Source organism: Vibrio sp. Y176 (assembly GCF_033438945.1).
Genome location: NZ_JAWOQS010000006.1, coordinates 183620 through 199171 on the forward strand (window position 1 = coordinate 183620; position 15552 = coordinate 199171).

Here is a 15552-nt window from a genome sequence, read left to right on the forward strand (position 1 = left end):
ATGATTGATTCAACCAGCTTTGTGAGTTAATTCACAATAAGCAGGAAAACGTTTTCGATTTCAAACCACATCTTTAGATTTTATTCACATATCGAGAAAGCAAAATTGCTATTTTTCCACAGTTGAGAGGCAATCGATTGCTTTCGGCCGTTATGCAACTCTACGAGCTCATTAAAGACGTGAATGAGTTTGGCTGGGTGATTTGACTCCCCTTGATATCCAAGTATAGGCATATCTGGTGCGTCTGTTTCGATTACTAGGTTTTCGAGTGGTAATTTTTGAATTGCGTCGCGTGTTTTCTTGGCTCTTGGGTAGGTAATCGTTCCTCCTACACCGATAAAAAAACCTAATTTGACCCACTCCATGGCTTGCTGATAACTCCCAGAAAAAGCGTGTAGCACACCACCTCTAGGGAGATTCGCCGCTTTCACCATTTGAATGAGGCGATTGTGCGCTTTTCGGCTATGTAAAATAACTGGGAGTTCGAAGCGTCTAGCCAGCTCAAATTGAACTTCAAGTATCTTTTCTTGCAACTGTGGATCAACATCAATGGCAAAATCTAAACCACACTCTCCTATTGCCACGCACTGCTGCCCTTTTTGATTTAGATAGCCTTCTAGCTCTGTAAGGTGCTGCTCAACGTTATCTTCAAGAAAATACGGATGAAAGCCGAGCGCATAATACAAATTGGCATGTTGCTCTGCCAAAGTGTGAATACGAGCCCAGTTTTGCGGACCGACGGAAGGAATCAAAATTCTTGCGACGCCTTGCGTTTGAGCAAGCTCAAGTTGATGTGCAAAGTCATCTTGAAACACATCAAAATCAAAGTGGCAGTGCGTATCAAAGAGCTTCATCTTGACGCTTTTTATCTGTATCTGCGGGCAGAAAATCAGAGGATGGTTGGGCTTCACTCTTCTCTTCAGTTTGATGGGCTGGGTCTTTTCGATATGGGACACAACTGCGTTTCTGATCGGGAGTTAACCCCATCTCTTTACACCAGTTGTCGTAACGCTTTAGCCCACGTTTAAACCAATTCATATCTTATCCTTATATAAAAACGCCCTTGGCTAAGTTTATAGCCAAGGGCGTTTTAAAATCTAGTTTGCGTTAAGGCTTACCCTAACCGCGCAAATTAGTGCTCACGCGTCGCACGGAAATCAACGTCAGGGAAACGCTCTTTCGCCAAGTTTAAGTTAACCATTGTTGGAGCGATATACGTTAGGTTATCACCACCATCCAATGCTAAGTTTGCTTGATTCTTGCGTTGGAACTCATCCAGTTTCTTCGCATCACCACACTCAACCCAACGAGCAGTTGCAACGTTAATGCCTTCATAAATCGCTTCAACGTTATACTCAGATTTCAAACGAGCCACAACAACATCGAACTGAAGTACACCAACGGCACCAACGATCAGATCGTTGTTCTGTAGAGGACGGAATACCTGTACCGCACCTTCTTCTGATAGCTGAACCAAACCTTTGAGAAGCTGCTTCTGCTTTAATGGATCTTTCAGGCGAATACGACGGAATAGTTCCGGAGCGAAGTTCGGAATACCAGAGAACTTCAGTGATTCACCTTGCGTAAAGGTATCACCAATCTGAATAGTGCCGTGGTTGTGTAGACCAATGATGTCACCGGCGTAAGCGTGTTCTGCACGTGCACGGTCACCAGCCATAAAGGTTACTGCATCAGAGATACTCACTTGCTTGCCAAGACGAACGTGGTTCATCTTCATACCTTGCGTGTAAGTGCCCGATACAATACGCATGAATGCGATACGGTCGCGGTGTTTTGGGTCCATATTCGCTTGGATCTTAAATACGAAACCAGAGAACTTCTCTTCAGTCGCTTCAACTTCACGTTCAACCGCTTGACGAGTTTTCGGCGCTGGAGCCCATTCAGTTAGACCGTCTAGCATATGATCCACACCAAAGTTACCTAATGCAGTACCGAAGTAAACTGGCGTCAGGTCACCTGTTAAGAACATTTCCAAATCAAACTCAGGGCAAGCACCCATGACAAGCTCAAGCTCTTCTCGAACACTTTCCGCAAGGCCTGCACCAACTTTTTCATCAAGCTCTGGGTTATCGAGACCTTTGATGATTCGAACTTCTTGAATCTCATGACCGTGACCTGATTCGTATAAAATCGTTTCATCACGGTGAATGTGGTACACACCTTTAAATTCTTTACCACAGCCGATTGGCCATGTAATTGGCGCACACATCATGCCCAACTCGTTTTCTACCTCGTCCAATACTTCCATTGGATCACGAACGTCACGGTCAAGTTTGTTCATGAAGGTTACGATTGGCGTGTCACGCAGACGCGTTACTTCCATCAGCTTACGTGTACGATCCTCGACACCTTTCGCCGCATCGATAACCATCAAACACGAGTCTACTGCCGTTAACGTACGGTATGTATCTTCCGAGAAGTCTTCGTGTCCAGGCGTATCAAGTAGGTTTACCAGACAGTCATTGTAAGGGAACTGCATTACAGAAGTGGTTACCGAGATACCACGTTCTTTTTCCATTTCCATCCAGTCTGATTTTGCGTGCTGTGCGTTACCACGACCTTTAACCGTACCTGCTTTTTGGATCGCGTTTCCGAATAAAAGGACTTTTTCAGTAATGGTGGTTTTACCCGCATCCGGGTGAGAAATAATAGCGAACGTTCTGCGCTTAGACACTTCGCCTAAAAAAAGGGGATTTGACATTAGTTAATCTTCTAAATTACTTTCATGCTCACAAAATAGGCAAGCATATCTACTATTCGATATTGTGCGGTATTCTCGCTTATTATCGCTGTGCTAGCAAACTGGAAAGACATGAACTGAATTTACTCGGCTCACCAGCCTTTACCTGCAACTAACAAGGGAAAGCCAGCGCCACACAAAGAGATGTAAAAATTCAAAAAATTGTTATTACATATTCAAAAGCCTCGAATCCGGATACGCATTTAAAGCATAAGTGTTGATGAGGTAATTAGTAACGGCCTAAAACTAACTCAAAAATAAGTAACTCATGATAATGGCGTCTTCCTTACCATTTCCCGATTTAGCTGGGTAATAGTTGTAACGACGGTCCACTTCATTAAAACCTGCTTGCTCATAAATATGGATAGCTGGGTGATTACTTTCACGCACTTCTAACCAAGCACTCTCTGCTTTGGCTTGTTCACAGTGTTCAATAAACGCGTCCAGCAATTTTTGCCCTAGCCCTCTGCCCTGTTGAGAAGGCGCTACTGCAATATTTAATAGTGTCACTTCTCCAACAATATTCTGTCCATAGAAGTAACCAACCACTTGAGAGCCTTCCAGCATCACATGATGGCAAGCACCGCGACTGGATAAGTCACGAACCAAAGATTCGGCCCAAGGGTGAGAATGTGCTTGCTGCTCGATTTGCCAAACTTGGTCGAGGTGCTCTGCACGCATCGGCGTAATTTCAATTGTCACGCATTAGCTCCGTTAAGAGTACGAACAGATTTGTTGCCACAATGCGCGGCGCTGTTCGTTATTACCATCAATATCTTGTAATAGTGGCGAGACCAGGTGCTTTGCCTTGATGCTTTTATCAGCCTCACAGCCTGCAAACCACACCCACTCTAGCTGATGTTCATCCAGCATGGATAAGCGCTCAGGCTCTAGGTGCAGCGCATCATCAAGCGTGAGCTTAATGCTTTTTAATACGCGCTCAAACATCAATGCCGTCTCGTTTTCTGGACATATTGGCGATACCAATAGGAGTTTACATGAACTTTGCAAATCCAATAATGGCGATTGATAGCCTTCCAGTCTTTCAGGGTGTACCAGCTCCCATGTGCTGATCCCCATTTCACGTAAATACTGTTTCTCGTTAATTGACATTTTCCGTCACCTATTTGAACGAGGGCAATCCTATCAAATTATCGCGATTATACCTAAAGGACTTCAAGGAACACCTGAACACAATGAGATGATTTGGATATTCCTTAACATAGCGTTTTGCCAACGGCCACACATTGGGTATGACATATAAGGTACATTATGAAATTCTTAAATACACTACTACTTTGCACACTGGTAGCCGCCACCAGCATGAGTGTTTTTGCTAATAACAGCGATGAGTGGGAGCTGATTGCAACGAAAACCGTTAACTTTCATACAGAAACAGATACCGTGACACCAAATAGCCTATTCCGAAACCGAAGCTTCAGTAAAGTAAACTAAAATGTGTGCAAGGAACGGTAGACATTAATGGTTTAAAAGTCGTCATGACAGATGGTAGTGAGAAAAAGCTTTCCTCTATGGGCGTACTAACAAGCGGATTGTCGACTCGTGCCTGGAGCCTTCCAGGTACAAAAGAAGCCAAGCTAAAACAGATTGAAATGACTTACAGTAGCTGGGGAAGCACAAAACTCAGCCTGCTAGGGGTAAGTAAAAAAGCGAAAATAGAGGTATGGGGCAAAAAGAAAAGTAACCAGTCATCCTAACCTCCCTATCTCAGTTTTCAGTGAATAAGAAAGAAGCCCACTTAGTCGTGGGCTTCATTCATTTACAGTTCAGAGAACTCTGGCGCATAGTCTATGCGTCCGGAGCGTCCAGCACATTGACCTTCGACCAACTCTGCGACTCGAAATGCACCTTTAGGGACATCCCAAGCACATTCAAAGCCCATCTCGTCGCATGATTGAAAACCCTGGCGCGCGTAATAATCAGGATCGCCCAACACCACACACACTGGGTAGCCAAAATCACGCAGTGAATCGAAACCTTCTTTGATCAACTCTGCAGCAATGCCTTGGCGACGGTAATCTTCATGAACAGCTAATGGCGCTAGCCCTTGCCATGACAAATCTTCACCATTTAAGGTCACAGGGCTAAATAAAGCATGGCCTATCACCTCTCCCTCATCTGTACACGCGACTAAGGAAAGTGTGAATTTGCTGTTTTCGCGCAAACGCATCACAAGCTCAGCTTCAGCTTCCGTTGGGAAGGCGTGTTTCAATAAGCGGTCAATGGTAAGAATGTCCGCAGGGGCTTCAGTTCGAATAAGCATTCGCTACTCCGGTTGGTTGTGCAGGCGCTTGAACTCCTTTCTGAACAAAATCAGCCAATTGATTCAAAGCGACTTGCATTGCTTTCGGTAACTGCTCTAAGTCGACACTGTCCATTAAGTTTTTCACTTCTAAGCCAAGCTCAGTATCACCTTCAATTGAAAGGCGACGTTGGAAGAACAGTGTGTCAGGGTCTTCTTTACGACCAGCAATCAGTACTAGGTCGTTTAGATTACCACTAAAACTCACATCTTCCTGAACTGGTTTTTCAGCTACCACCAATTTTTCGTCTTGATAGCTGATGTACCATGCTAAGTTCAAGTCTTTAATCGCAACTTTTAACCACTTGTCTTCAAGGAACTCAAAGTCACCATCTTCCAAGGCTTCTTTAAACACCATTTTTAGCCCTTCCAGCAACGCTTTTTGCTGAATTGGCTGTGGAAATAACTGGACTGGAGAACGCAAAATATTAGCTGCGTTCTTTACTAGTTGACTGCGAATCTTGTTTAACACGTTCATTATCCGTTACTTTGTCATTAGGTTGCTTATATTAAGCAATCGTGGCGATGAGATTACTGTTATGTATCAATAAAGTGCTTATTTTAGATTGGTGGTTTATTGCTCACTAACGCTTCTTTTTTTGAACTTACGTGTATTATTGATGCGAACAGGTGGATAAACACTTTTACAACCGTATTTTCAAAGTTATAGTTATCTGAGCGTATCCATGTGATTGTCGACTGCACAGCTAAAACCGCGAGCCCTTTAATGGCAAGTAACACTTTAGCTTGGTGGTAGACCGCCGCAGGCTTATCAGGGTGTCGCTTTTTATACACGGACGAATAATCTGGCTCATTGGAGATCGGTAATACCCTAATGCCTTCCCAGCAATTAAAACATTGGTTTGCCACGCTAACCTCAAATAGCCCTTTCTTCTTTGCCATTCTTGATAAAAAACACAATTATCGAATGGTAAGTGACCGTTACTGCGATATCGCAGGTTTAAGTCATGAGGAAATCGTCGGCTTAAACGATTGCCAAGTGCTGGGTGAGCAGTTTTATAAGAAGCTTGCACCATACTATCAGCGCGCGTTCAAAGGGGCACATGTCGAAGCCGAAATCACGCTCGATGAAACCGACCTTGAAACCAGCCTTCACTTTAGTCTTTCGCCAGTTTTTGAAGGTAACGACATTCGCTTTGTTGTTTTTCACGCTGTCGATACTTCAGAAAAGCAGATACTCGTTCGCTCCTTAGAAGAGTCCGAAAGTAAGTTTGCGAAGTTAACACAACTGCTACCAGACGGCTTACTGCTTATCGAGGATGATATTGTCATCTCTGCGAACCCCGCATCAGCGCGCCTTCTCGGACTTAACTCTCCTCATGAATTGTTGGGTGAAGAGCTAAGTCGTTTATTCATCGATGAAAACAGTAAAAAGGTATTTAGTCATCGATTGAGTACATTAATTTCTGACAAACCTTTTGTCTGCTTAACCAGCGCAAGATGCGGCTTTGAACGGAAAGTTCAGCTACACGCGGATTCCACGGCGATATTAGGTAGCGAATCTCAAATTATCCTAATCCAAGATGCTGATGATGCGCCCAAAAACCTGTCTTCTGCATCGAATGAAGACATACACATTGACTCGCTCACCAAACTCTACAACCGCTTTGGCTTCACCAAACGTTTGGAACAGCTGATCAAAAAGCAAACACCGCTTCTGGTGTTCTATTTGGATATCGATAACTTCAAAAACATTAATGACTCACTTGGTCACCATATTGGCGATAAAGTGATTCAAGAGGTATCGGCCCGTCTTAAACGGTTACTACCAAACCAAGCGATTATTGGTCATTTGGGTGGCGATGAGTTTGGCGTCATTCTGCCGGAGCCAGAAAACACCCGCATGGCTGAAATTTTGTCCGATCGCATTATCTCGTTGATCAACCAACCTTTCGACTTGCACCACTTCAGTAAACGCCTTGCGTGTTCAATTGGTAGCGTTCGATACCCTGAAGACGGACAAGATGCGCGAATCCTACTACAAAATGCCGATACTGCGATGTATGAAGCCAAAGATCGTGGTAGAAATCGTCTGATCAAATTTAACGATCAAATGAACAAAGAAGCGCGTATGCGTTTGTGGCTTGAAATCGAACTGCAAAAAGCATTGCAGCAGAACGGTTTGGAAGTGTGGTATCAACCTAAGGTTAACGCGCGAGACTTCAGTATCAACGGCGCAGAAGCGCTCGTTCGTTGGAAGCATCCAGTCGAAGGGTACATTAGTCCTGGCTCATTCATTCCTGTCGCCGAGCGCGCTGGGTTAATAGAACACCTTGGACGTGTCGTGATGCGTGATGTTTTCAATACGGTAAAACGTTGGAAACAACAGGGCATACTGCCAGGCCGTGTCGCCATCAACCTCTCTCCCGAGCAATTTGGCAACCCACAGCTGATCGACTTTATGGAAAAGTTGCTTCGCACTACCGAGCTTGATCCAAGCTGCATTACCTTCGAGCTAACCGAAAGTGCCGTGATGAGTGATAGCGAACATACACTGCAAATGTTGAATGCGATTAAAAAGCTTGGCTTCGCTCTCTCTATCGATGACTTTGGTACCGGCTACTCTTCTCTTTCCTACTTAGCGCGTTTCCCTATTGACGAGCTAAAAATCGACCGCGCTTTTATTAATGATATCGACACACTACCGAAACAAGTCACTGTGATTGAAAACATCATTAATCTGGGTAAGTCGCTCGACTTAACTGTCGTTGCCGAGGGGGTGGAAACCCACCAGCAAGCGACCCTGCTCTCTAACCTTCAATGTAATGCGATTCAAGGATTCCATTTTTATCGCCCGCAGCCAAAACATGAAATTGAAGAGCTGTTTGTACAGAATCGTCGTCACAAGAACTAACCCCGACCCGATACCCTTACTCGCAAGGGGTAAATATCGACTTTATTGAGCTAAACCTAACTTAGGTCAATTTCGCTATTCATAATTCTTCATAAAATGCGGACACCTTTTTATTCTCAATGATTGTGAGCATATGGAACTCTTGTGTCCCGCGGGTAACCTGCCTGCGTTAAAAACTGCGATTGATTGCGGTGCCGATGCCGTCTACATTGGTTTCAAAGATGATACCAACGCCCGTCACTTTGCTGGCCTCAACTTTAACGGCAAGAAATTAGAAAAAGCGGTGCAATACGTTCATGACCGCAATAAAAAAATTCATGTCGCGTTGAATACCTTCGCTCATCCCAATGGCTTCGAGCGCTGGACGAACGCAGTAGACAATGCAGCGGCACTGGGTGTAGACGCGCTGATTGTTGCAGACATTGCAGTGCTGGAGTACGCGGCTCGCAAATATCCCCATCTGGAACTACACCTTTCAGTGCAAGCATCAGCGACCAACGTCGCAGCCATTGATTTTTACAAACAAAACTTCAACGTAAAACGGGTAGTGCTACCCCGCGTTTTATCGATTCATCAGGTCAAACAGCTCTCACGCAACATCACTAGCGATGTCGAGTTAGAAGTCTTTGCTTTTGGTAGCCTTTGCATCATGTCTGAAGGTCGCTGCTACCTATCGTCATACATGACAGGCGAGTCTCCAAACACTGTGGGAGCATGCTCTCCAGCTAAGTACGTTCGCTGGCAAGAAACAGAAAATGGTCTGGAATCCCGCCTTAACGACATTTTGATCGATCGCTACAGCGCCGGTGAAAATGCGGGCTACCCTACCTTGTGTAAAGGTCGTTTCGAAGCAGAAATCGAAGGCGAGAAAAAACGCTACCACGCACTGGAAGAACCAACCAGTTTGAACACCCTCTCTATGCTGCCAGAACTATTTGCTGCAAATGTGGCGTCTGTAAAAATTGAAGGTCGCCAACGTAGCCCTGCTTACGTAGAACAAGTCACTCGAACATGGCGAGCCGCGATTGACCGTTACCAAGCAAACCCAGAAGCTTACCAAGTCGAAGCGGCTTGGGATGCCGCATTGGCAAACGTGTCTGAAGGTACGCAGACCACACTTGGTGCTTATCACCGCAAATGGCAGTAGAGGTTAAGATGGATAATTCAATGAAATACGCGCTTGGCCCGCTGTTGTACTTCTGGCCAAAACAAGACATCGAAGCGTTTTATGAACAAGCGAAATCAAGCTCCGCGGACATCATCTATCTTGGGGAAACCGTATGTTCAAAACGTCGAGAAATGAAGCCTTCGCATTGGCTTGAAATCGCAAAAGAGCTGTCTGCATCTGGCAAGCAAGTGGTGCTATCAACAATGGCACTACTAGAAGCTCCGAGTGAAGTAAACATAATGAAGAAGTACATCGACAACGGTGACTTCGCGATTGAAGCAAATGACGTATCTGCTGTTCAATTGGCATCAGAGCATAAAGTGCCTTTCGTCGTTGGTCCTGCAATCAATACTTATAACGCACACACGCTCAACTTATTTTTAAAGCAAGGTATGATGCGTTGGTGCATGCCTGTCGAGCTATCTCGCGAATGGTTAAACGATACTTTAATTCAGTGTGACGAGCTTGGTATTCGTAACAAGTTTGAAGTTGAGGTATTTAGCCACGGTTATTTGCCTTTAGCGTATTCCGCTCGCTGTTTCACAGCCCGAGCTGAAAACCGAGCGAAAGACGATTGCGAAACCTGCTGTATCAAATACCCTACGGGTATCCAGGTCAGCAGCCAAGAAGGGCAAGAAGTCTTTAACCTTAACGGCATTCAAACACAGTCAGGGTATTGCTACAACCTCATCAATGACTTACCAAGTATGAAAGGGCTGGTTGATGTGGTCCGGTTAAGCCCTCTTGGTATGGACATTTTTTCAGAGTTAGAGCGTTTTCGCTCAAACGAATACGGCGATAATCCTGAAAAGCTCGAAAGCCGCCAATGCAATGGCTATTGGCATCAACTAGCGGGCTTAGAAGTAAAAACCATTTAATCCTTAAAGATAAAAGCGAGGCCTAGCCTCGCTTTTATCTGTTAGCTTTTGTTAGCAGGCTTGCACCCTTGGTTCGACAGAACTCTCATTAAGCAGCTTTTTCACATCTCGCCACAACATACTGATCACGACCAAACTCAATGCAATGTTAGACAATGGGAAAGCTAACCAAATACCTGTCACGCCGAAAAGTTTCGGCATAATGAATAAGAATGGCAACTGGACCAGCATGTTGCCTAGTGTTACAAACATAGCTTTGCTGCCTTTGTTTACTGATTGATAGTACGCGGCCGCCACAACTAAAAAACCATCTAAGAACAACGCAAACATGTGTAAACGAATCCCGATCACGGTGCTATCAATCAACTGTTGGTCAGCATTATTAAACACCGCAACCAGTTCGTACGGGAAAAGGTTCATCAAAACAACGAACGCCACCCCACCAAGCACAGATGTCCCCATCGCGACCTTTAATAACTTTCTAATGTTATCCTGATTACGTGCACCGTGGTTGAAGCTCACTAAAGGCTGCATACCATTCGCAATTCCTTCGGCTATCAGATAGTAAACCGTCACGATGTACCCCAAAATCGCGTACGCTCCGATCAACATTGCACTTCCGTATTGAGCAAATAACGCGTTGTGCAGTGCCACCATCACAGAGCCGTAGGCATACATAAAGAAACTTGATGTACCTATCATGATAATCTTTGGTGCAGCATCAACCTGAACTTTGAAGTCGCGGATACGAAGGCGTAATGTTGCTTTTGAAGTAAAGAAGTAACCAATACCGAGCACAGTGACTACTAATTGTGCAAGTGCAGTGGCAATAGCGGCTCCGGTTAACTCCCACTCCAACCAAGCAATAAATACGTAGTCTAATACGATGTTAATAACGGCACCGATGACCATCAAAATCGTTGCTAAGTTCGGGCTGTCGTCATTGCGTAACAGAAACGGAACTGCGATAGAACCCAACGTGAATACGCACGCGACAATCAGAATATGCAAATATTGCAGCGCAAGTTCAAACACTCGCCCTTCCGCACCTTGCCAGCGAATAAATTCATCCGAAAACAAGAACAATATTGTAGCAACGACCGGCATCAATGCCGCTAACAACGTCAATCCGGTCGTTAGGATTCGCTTAGCGCCTTCATGATCGTTCTCTCCTTGCTTGATCGAAGTCAGCGCGCCAGTCCCCACCCCAATCATCATTCCTATACCGAGGATCGAACCGATAATAGGCCACGCAACATTGATCCCAGCTAATCCGTCAGCGCCAACATAACGGCCAATAAAAATGCCATCAACTATTTGATACAAACCGTTTATGAGCATTGCTGCGACGGTTGGAATCGTATATTTCCAAAACTGTCTATAAATTGAGTTTTGCATGACTGTCACCAGTAGTTAGCAAAGCTAACCATTTAATTAGCAAGACTAACTAAATGGTTAAATTAAATAAAAGAAAGATGAAACAACAAAAACTAAACCATACAGCTGAGGCCTTTGCTTTAGTTTAAAATGACTTATTACTCAATGCTTTATTCAATAAAGCTTGTAACTGTTCAGCTTCTTGCTGATTTAATTGTTGCATCATTTGGTCAGAGATATCTTTGTACACTACCTGCTCCAAAGACATTTTTTCTGCGACTTCTTCCGTAAGCAACACACGCTTAGCACGAGCATCCTCATTACATGCGATGCGTTTCACCAAACCCTTTTTTTCCAAACGCACAACCATTGTCGATGCGGAAGGCTTAGTCACTTGCAGCTCTTCTGCAAGATCGGTTATTCGCACACCCTCAGGGTAAACCTGAATCACACGTAAATAATCGAACTCATTAAAGCTTAGATGTGATAACGGATCTTCTTTGGCATAGACACGCCAAGCTTTGGCGCAAAAACGCTCTAAATCAATCAAGCTTTCTTCTAATGCCATAAAAGCCACCACCACTTAGTTAGCAAGACTAACTATTTTAAATGAGTCACTCATCAAGTTCAATCATAAAAAAAGCCGCTCTCATCGAGCGGCTCTAAATCATTCAATTTCCAGCTTCTTGGCAGCCTTTAACTTGGCCAATCTATCTTGCTGTAATTGATCGTAAATTTGCGCCAACTCCAAGAAAGAATAGCGATGCTCAACATAATCGTAAACGTTGAACGAAATCGCGAGCTTATAAAGTGAGATGGCACTTGCGATATCACCTTCAAGCTGATTACGCTTTCCAAGGTAGAAATACGTTTCCGTCAATCGTTCAGCTAGGCGATAGTTCTCTCTCGTTCCATCCATAATTGCTTTAAGCGCGTCTTCGTCCGAGACGTCTCGCAGCATGATAGCAACAAGAACCCACCCCCACTCTTCACTACGATCTCGTAAATAACGCTGTTGAAGATTGGCTTTTGCTTGCTCTGGATTTTGCTCAGCTTCGATGATGTACAGCCATAATGAACGAAAAGGATCCGTTGGCATTTCTTGATAATGCTTGGTCATATCTTCTAAAGCGAGATCGATTCGGCCACCATAATACAGTGCAATCGCACGGTTGCGCTCAGCATAGGTATTATCAGGAGCCAACTCTATGGTCGAGTCAAACGCTTCATATGCCGCATCAAACTCTCCTACTTGGGTAAAGTATACTCCCAAAAGATTGAAGATGTCCGGCTGAGCAGGATTCAACTGCAAAGACTGGTTAAAGTCCAAACGGGCAAGATCACGCAAACCAACGCTGTCGTAGTAGCTACCGCGCTCATAATGCATTTTAGCGCGCACTTCATCACTAAGGTCGGGACGTTGTAGCAACTGCGAGAGACGCGCGATTTGTACTTCTTGTTGAACACTAGGCTGAAGTGGCACCGCCATCGGTGGATATAACCACTTTTGTGCTGATTGTTGAGAAGTATTTGCACAACCGGTCAGCGCGATAGCAACACATAAAATTGCGGTTTGAAACCATTTCACTAATTGATACTCCTGTTTGGACCGCTCAAGATTTGTTTCTCTTAATGCAATATAGGCGATAACCTCGTTTGAGGTTAATACATCGAAACAAACCAAAAAAGGGGAGCGAAAATGCTCCCCTTTTATAACATGCTTTCAGGCCCTTAATCTAATAAAAGGCTGAAAGTCTCATTTTGTCTTACTCGTCTTTAGCAGCCGGTGCTTCAGCAGCAGCTTCTTCAGCTGGCTTTTCTACCGCTTCTTTCATGCTTAGACGTACACGGCCTTGGCGGTCGATTTCAAGAACTTTAACTTGAACTTCTTGACCTTCAGCTAGGTAGTCAGACACTTTCTCTACGCGTTTTTCTGCGATTTGAGAAATGTGTACAAGACCATCTTTGCCTGGAAGAACCGTTACGAATGCACCGAAGTCAGCTAGACGTGCAACTTTACCTGTGTAGATACGGCCCACTTCCACTTCAGCAGTGATCTCTTCGATACGGCGGATAGCTTCTTTCGCAGCAGTGCCTTCAGTTGCCGCAATCTTGATAGTACCGTCGTCTTCGATTTCGATAGTTGTACCAGTCTCTTCAGTTAGAGCACGGATAACTGCACCACCTTTACCGATAACGTCTTTGATCTTCTCAGCGCTGATCTTCATCGTGTGAATACGCGGAGCAAATTCAGAGATGTCTTCACGAGCACCAGAGATTGCTTCATCCATTACAGATAGGATGTGCTTACGTGCGCCTTGAGCTTGGTTAAGCGCAATTTGCATGATTTCTTTAGTGATGCCTTCGATCTTGATGTCCATTTGAAGTGCAGTGATACCAGTGTTAGTACCTGCTACTTTAAAGTCCATGTCACCTAGGTGGTCTTCATCGCCAAGGATGTCAGAAAGTACAACGAAATCGTCACCTTCTTTAACAAGACCCATTGCGATACCAGCAACAGATGCTTTGATTGGCACACCCGCGTCCATAAGTGCAAGAGAAGTACCACATACTGAAGCCATTGAAGATGAACCGTTAGATTCAGTGATTTCCGATACAACACGTACTGTGTATGGGAACTCATCAACAGAAGGCATTACTGCAGCAATACCACGCTTCGCCAGTTTACCGTGGCCGATTTCACGACGCTTAGGAGAACCTACAAAACCAGTTTCACCTACACAGTATGGAGGGAAGTTGTAGTGCAGTAGGAAGTGATCTTTACGCTCACCAGTTAGCTCATCGATGATTTGAGCATCACGCTGAGTACCTAGCGTTGCCGTAACGATCGCCTGAGTTTCACCACGAGTGAATAGCGCGCTACCGTGAGTACGAGGAAGAACACCAGTACGTACATCTAGTGCACGAACCATGTCTTTTTCACGGCCATCGATACGTGGGTTACCTGCAATAATACGGCTACGTACTACTGTCTTCTCTAGATCATGGAAGATAGTGTGGATTTCTTTTGTATCTGCTTCAGGATCTTCAGCAAGAAGAACTTCATTTACTTCCGCAGCGATCTCATGGATGCGGTCGTAACGAGCCATTTTCTCAGTAATTTGGTAAGCTTCAACAAGTTTAGCTTCTGCTAGATCAGCAATCTTATTTTTAAGCGCTGTGTTCTCTTCAGGAGCAACCCAATCCCAAGCAGGAGTTGCAACTTCTGCTTTGAATTCGTTGATAGCTTGAATAGCAACTTGTTGTTGGTCATGACCATAAACAACCGCCGCTAGCATTTCTTCTTCAGTTAGGTTGTCCGCTTCTGACTCAACCATCAGTACTGCTGACTCTGTACCTGCAACAACAAGGTCAAGCTTAGAAGTTTCTAGTTCAGTTTGGCTAGGGTTAAGTACAAGCTGACCATCGATATGACCAACACGCGCCGCACCGATAGGGCCGTTGAATGGAATGCCAGAGATGGCAAGAGCAGCAGAAGTACCGATCATTGTAACGATATCTGGCTGAACATCTGGGTTTACAGACATTACTGTCGCGATAACCTGAACTTCGTTTTTAAACGCGTCTGGGAATAGCGGACGGATTGGACGGTCGATTAGACGAGCTGTTAGCGTTTCGCCTTCAGAAGGACGACCTTCACGTTTGAAGAAGCCGCCTGGGATTTTACCCGCAGCGTAAGTACGCTCTTGGTAGTTAACCGTTAGTGGGAAGAAGTCTTGACCTGCAACGGCTTCTTTTTTACCTACAACAGATACGAATACAGACGTATCATCCATTGTGACCATAACTGCTGCTGTAGCTTGACGTGCAATAACGCCAGTTTCTAAAGTAACTGTGTGGTTACCGTACTGGAACGTTTTAACAACTGGTTTTTCGAACATTGTTATTCCTTGTTTCTAATCTTCCTTTAGTGCTTAAAGAAATCTTAGATGTGTTAATTGACACTCAAGGCATTACGAATCGCGACTAGTAAAAAGAAACTCGGAAATTCCTTTTGAATAGTCGCGACCTTTTGGTCGACGTGGTTGACTGTAATGCTATGAGCTTTTGAGAAAACCTCTTACAAGGTTTAGCCGCCAGTATTATAACGGCATAAGTCTAATTTGGCTAAATTTAGGCAACAAAAAAGGGGCATAAAGCCCCTTTTTA

At 44.5% G+C, this 15552-nt stretch carries 14 protein-coding genes and 1 pseudogene; 4 read left to right on the forward strand and 11 right to left on the reverse strand.

Annotated elements, in window-relative coordinates:
• Positions 1-80 precede the first annotated feature (80 nt).
• The 5 genes from R7O13_RS16355 to R7O13_RS16375 all read right to left on the reverse strand — a co-directional run bounded on the left by R7O13_RS16355 (position 81) and on the right by R7O13_RS16375 (position 3874).
• The gene (locus R7O13_RS16355) at positions 81-854 is read right to left on the reverse strand and encodes a TatD family hydrolase (RefSeq protein ID WP_318304277.1); all 774 of its coding nucleotides are present in this window, start codon (positions 852-854) and stop codon (positions 81-83) included.
• Positions 841-1038, reverse strand: coding sequence for a DUF5363 family protein (locus tag R7O13_RS16360; RefSeq protein ID WP_005380125.1), 198 nt, complete (start codon positions 1036-1038; stop codon positions 841-843). Before R7O13_RS16360 ends, R7O13_RS16355 begins: the two co-directional genes overlap by 14 nt.
• Before the next feature lie 94 nt (positions 1039-1132).
• The gene (gene prfC, locus R7O13_RS16365) at positions 1133-2722 is read right to left on the reverse strand and encodes a peptide chain release factor 3 (RefSeq protein WP_005380123.1); all 1590 of its coding nucleotides are present in this window, start codon (positions 2720-2722) and stop codon (positions 1133-1135) included.
• A 285-nt stretch (positions 2723-3007) separates the two neighbouring features.
• Positions 3008-3463: a ribosomal protein S18-alanine N-acetyltransferase gene (gene rimI / locus R7O13_RS16370; protein WP_005386430.1), complete on the reverse strand. Its 456-nt coding sequence runs from the start codon at positions 3461-3463 to the stop codon at positions 3008-3010.
• Positions 3464-3475: 12 nt separating this feature from the next.
• Positions 3476-3874 (reverse strand): DNA polymerase III subunit psi, encoded by a 399-nt coding sequence (locus R7O13_RS16375; RefSeq protein WP_318304278.1) that lies wholly within the window; start codon positions 3872-3874, stop codon positions 3476-3478.
• A gap of 159 nt (positions 3875-4033) precedes the next feature.
• On the opposite strand from R7O13_RS16375, the pseudogene R7O13_RS16380 reads away from it, so the two are divergent.
• Positions 4034-4479, forward strand: a pseudogene (locus tag R7O13_RS16380) (hypothetical protein).
• A gap of 62 nt (positions 4480-4541) precedes the next feature.
• Here R7O13_RS16380 and R7O13_RS16385 read toward each other — a convergent pair.
• Positions 4542-5045, reverse strand: a complete 504-nt coding sequence (locus tag R7O13_RS16385; protein ID WP_005380119.1) for a GNAT family N-acetyltransferase — start codon at positions 5043-5045, stop codon at positions 4542-4544.
• Complete coding sequence (gene ubiT / locus R7O13_RS16390) at positions 5029-5556, reverse strand: ubiquinone anaerobic biosynthesis accessory factor UbiT (protein ID WP_054574856.1); 528 nt, start codon at positions 5554-5556, stop codon at positions 5029-5031. The genes R7O13_RS16385 and ubiT overlap by 17 nt, the downstream gene beginning before the upstream one ends.
• A 363-nt stretch (positions 5557-5919) precedes the next feature.
• Between ubiT and R7O13_RS16395 the strand changes: the two genes are divergently transcribed.
• The 3 genes from R7O13_RS16395 (at position 5920) to R7O13_RS16405 (ending at position 10005) form a co-directional block, all read left to right on the forward strand.
• Positions 5920-7959: a bifunctional diguanylate cyclase/phosphodiesterase gene (locus R7O13_RS16395; protein ID WP_005380112.1), complete on the forward strand. Its 2040-nt coding sequence runs from the start codon at positions 5920-5922 to the stop codon at positions 7957-7959.
• 133 nt (positions 7960-8092) lie between these two features.
• A complete protein-coding gene (gene ubiU / locus R7O13_RS16400) occupies positions 8093-9106 on the forward strand; it encodes a ubiquinone anaerobic biosynthesis protein UbiU (protein ID WP_064376538.1) in 1014 nt (337 codons plus the stop codon).
• Positions 9107-9126: 20 nt separating this feature from the next.
• Positions 9127-10005 carry a U32 family peptidase gene (locus R7O13_RS16405; protein WP_171344545.1) on the forward strand — a complete coding sequence of 293 codons (879 nt, stop codon included), beginning with the start codon at positions 9127-9129 and terminating at the stop codon, positions 10003-10005.
• Between the two features lie 51 nt (positions 10006-10056).
• On the opposite strand, the gene R7O13_RS16410 is transcribed toward R7O13_RS16405, so the two are convergent.
• The 4 genes from R7O13_RS16410 to pnp all read right to left on the reverse strand — a co-directional run bounded on the left by R7O13_RS16410 (position 10057) and on the right by pnp (position 15284).
• Positions 10057-11403 (reverse strand): MATE family efflux transporter, encoded by a 1347-nt coding sequence (locus tag R7O13_RS16410; RefSeq protein ID WP_318304279.1) that lies wholly within the window; start codon positions 11401-11403, stop codon positions 10057-10059.
• 124 nt (positions 11404-11527) lie between these two features.
• A complete protein-coding gene (locus tag R7O13_RS16415) occupies positions 11528-11950 on the reverse strand; it encodes a MarR family winged helix-turn-helix transcriptional regulator (RefSeq protein ID WP_005380103.1) in 423 nt (140 codons plus the stop codon).
• Between the two features lie 99 nt (positions 11951-12049).
• A complete protein-coding gene (nlpI, locus tag R7O13_RS16420; RefSeq protein ID WP_005380101.1) occupies positions 12050-12970 on the reverse strand; it encodes a lipoprotein NlpI in 921 nt (306 codons plus the stop codon).
• Between the two features lie 178 nt (positions 12971-13148).
• Positions 13149-15284, reverse strand: coding sequence for a polyribonucleotide nucleotidyltransferase (pnp, locus tag R7O13_RS16425; protein ID WP_005380098.1), 2136 nt, complete (start codon positions 15282-15284; stop codon positions 13149-13151).
• Between the last annotated feature and the right edge of the window lie 268 nt (positions 15285-15552).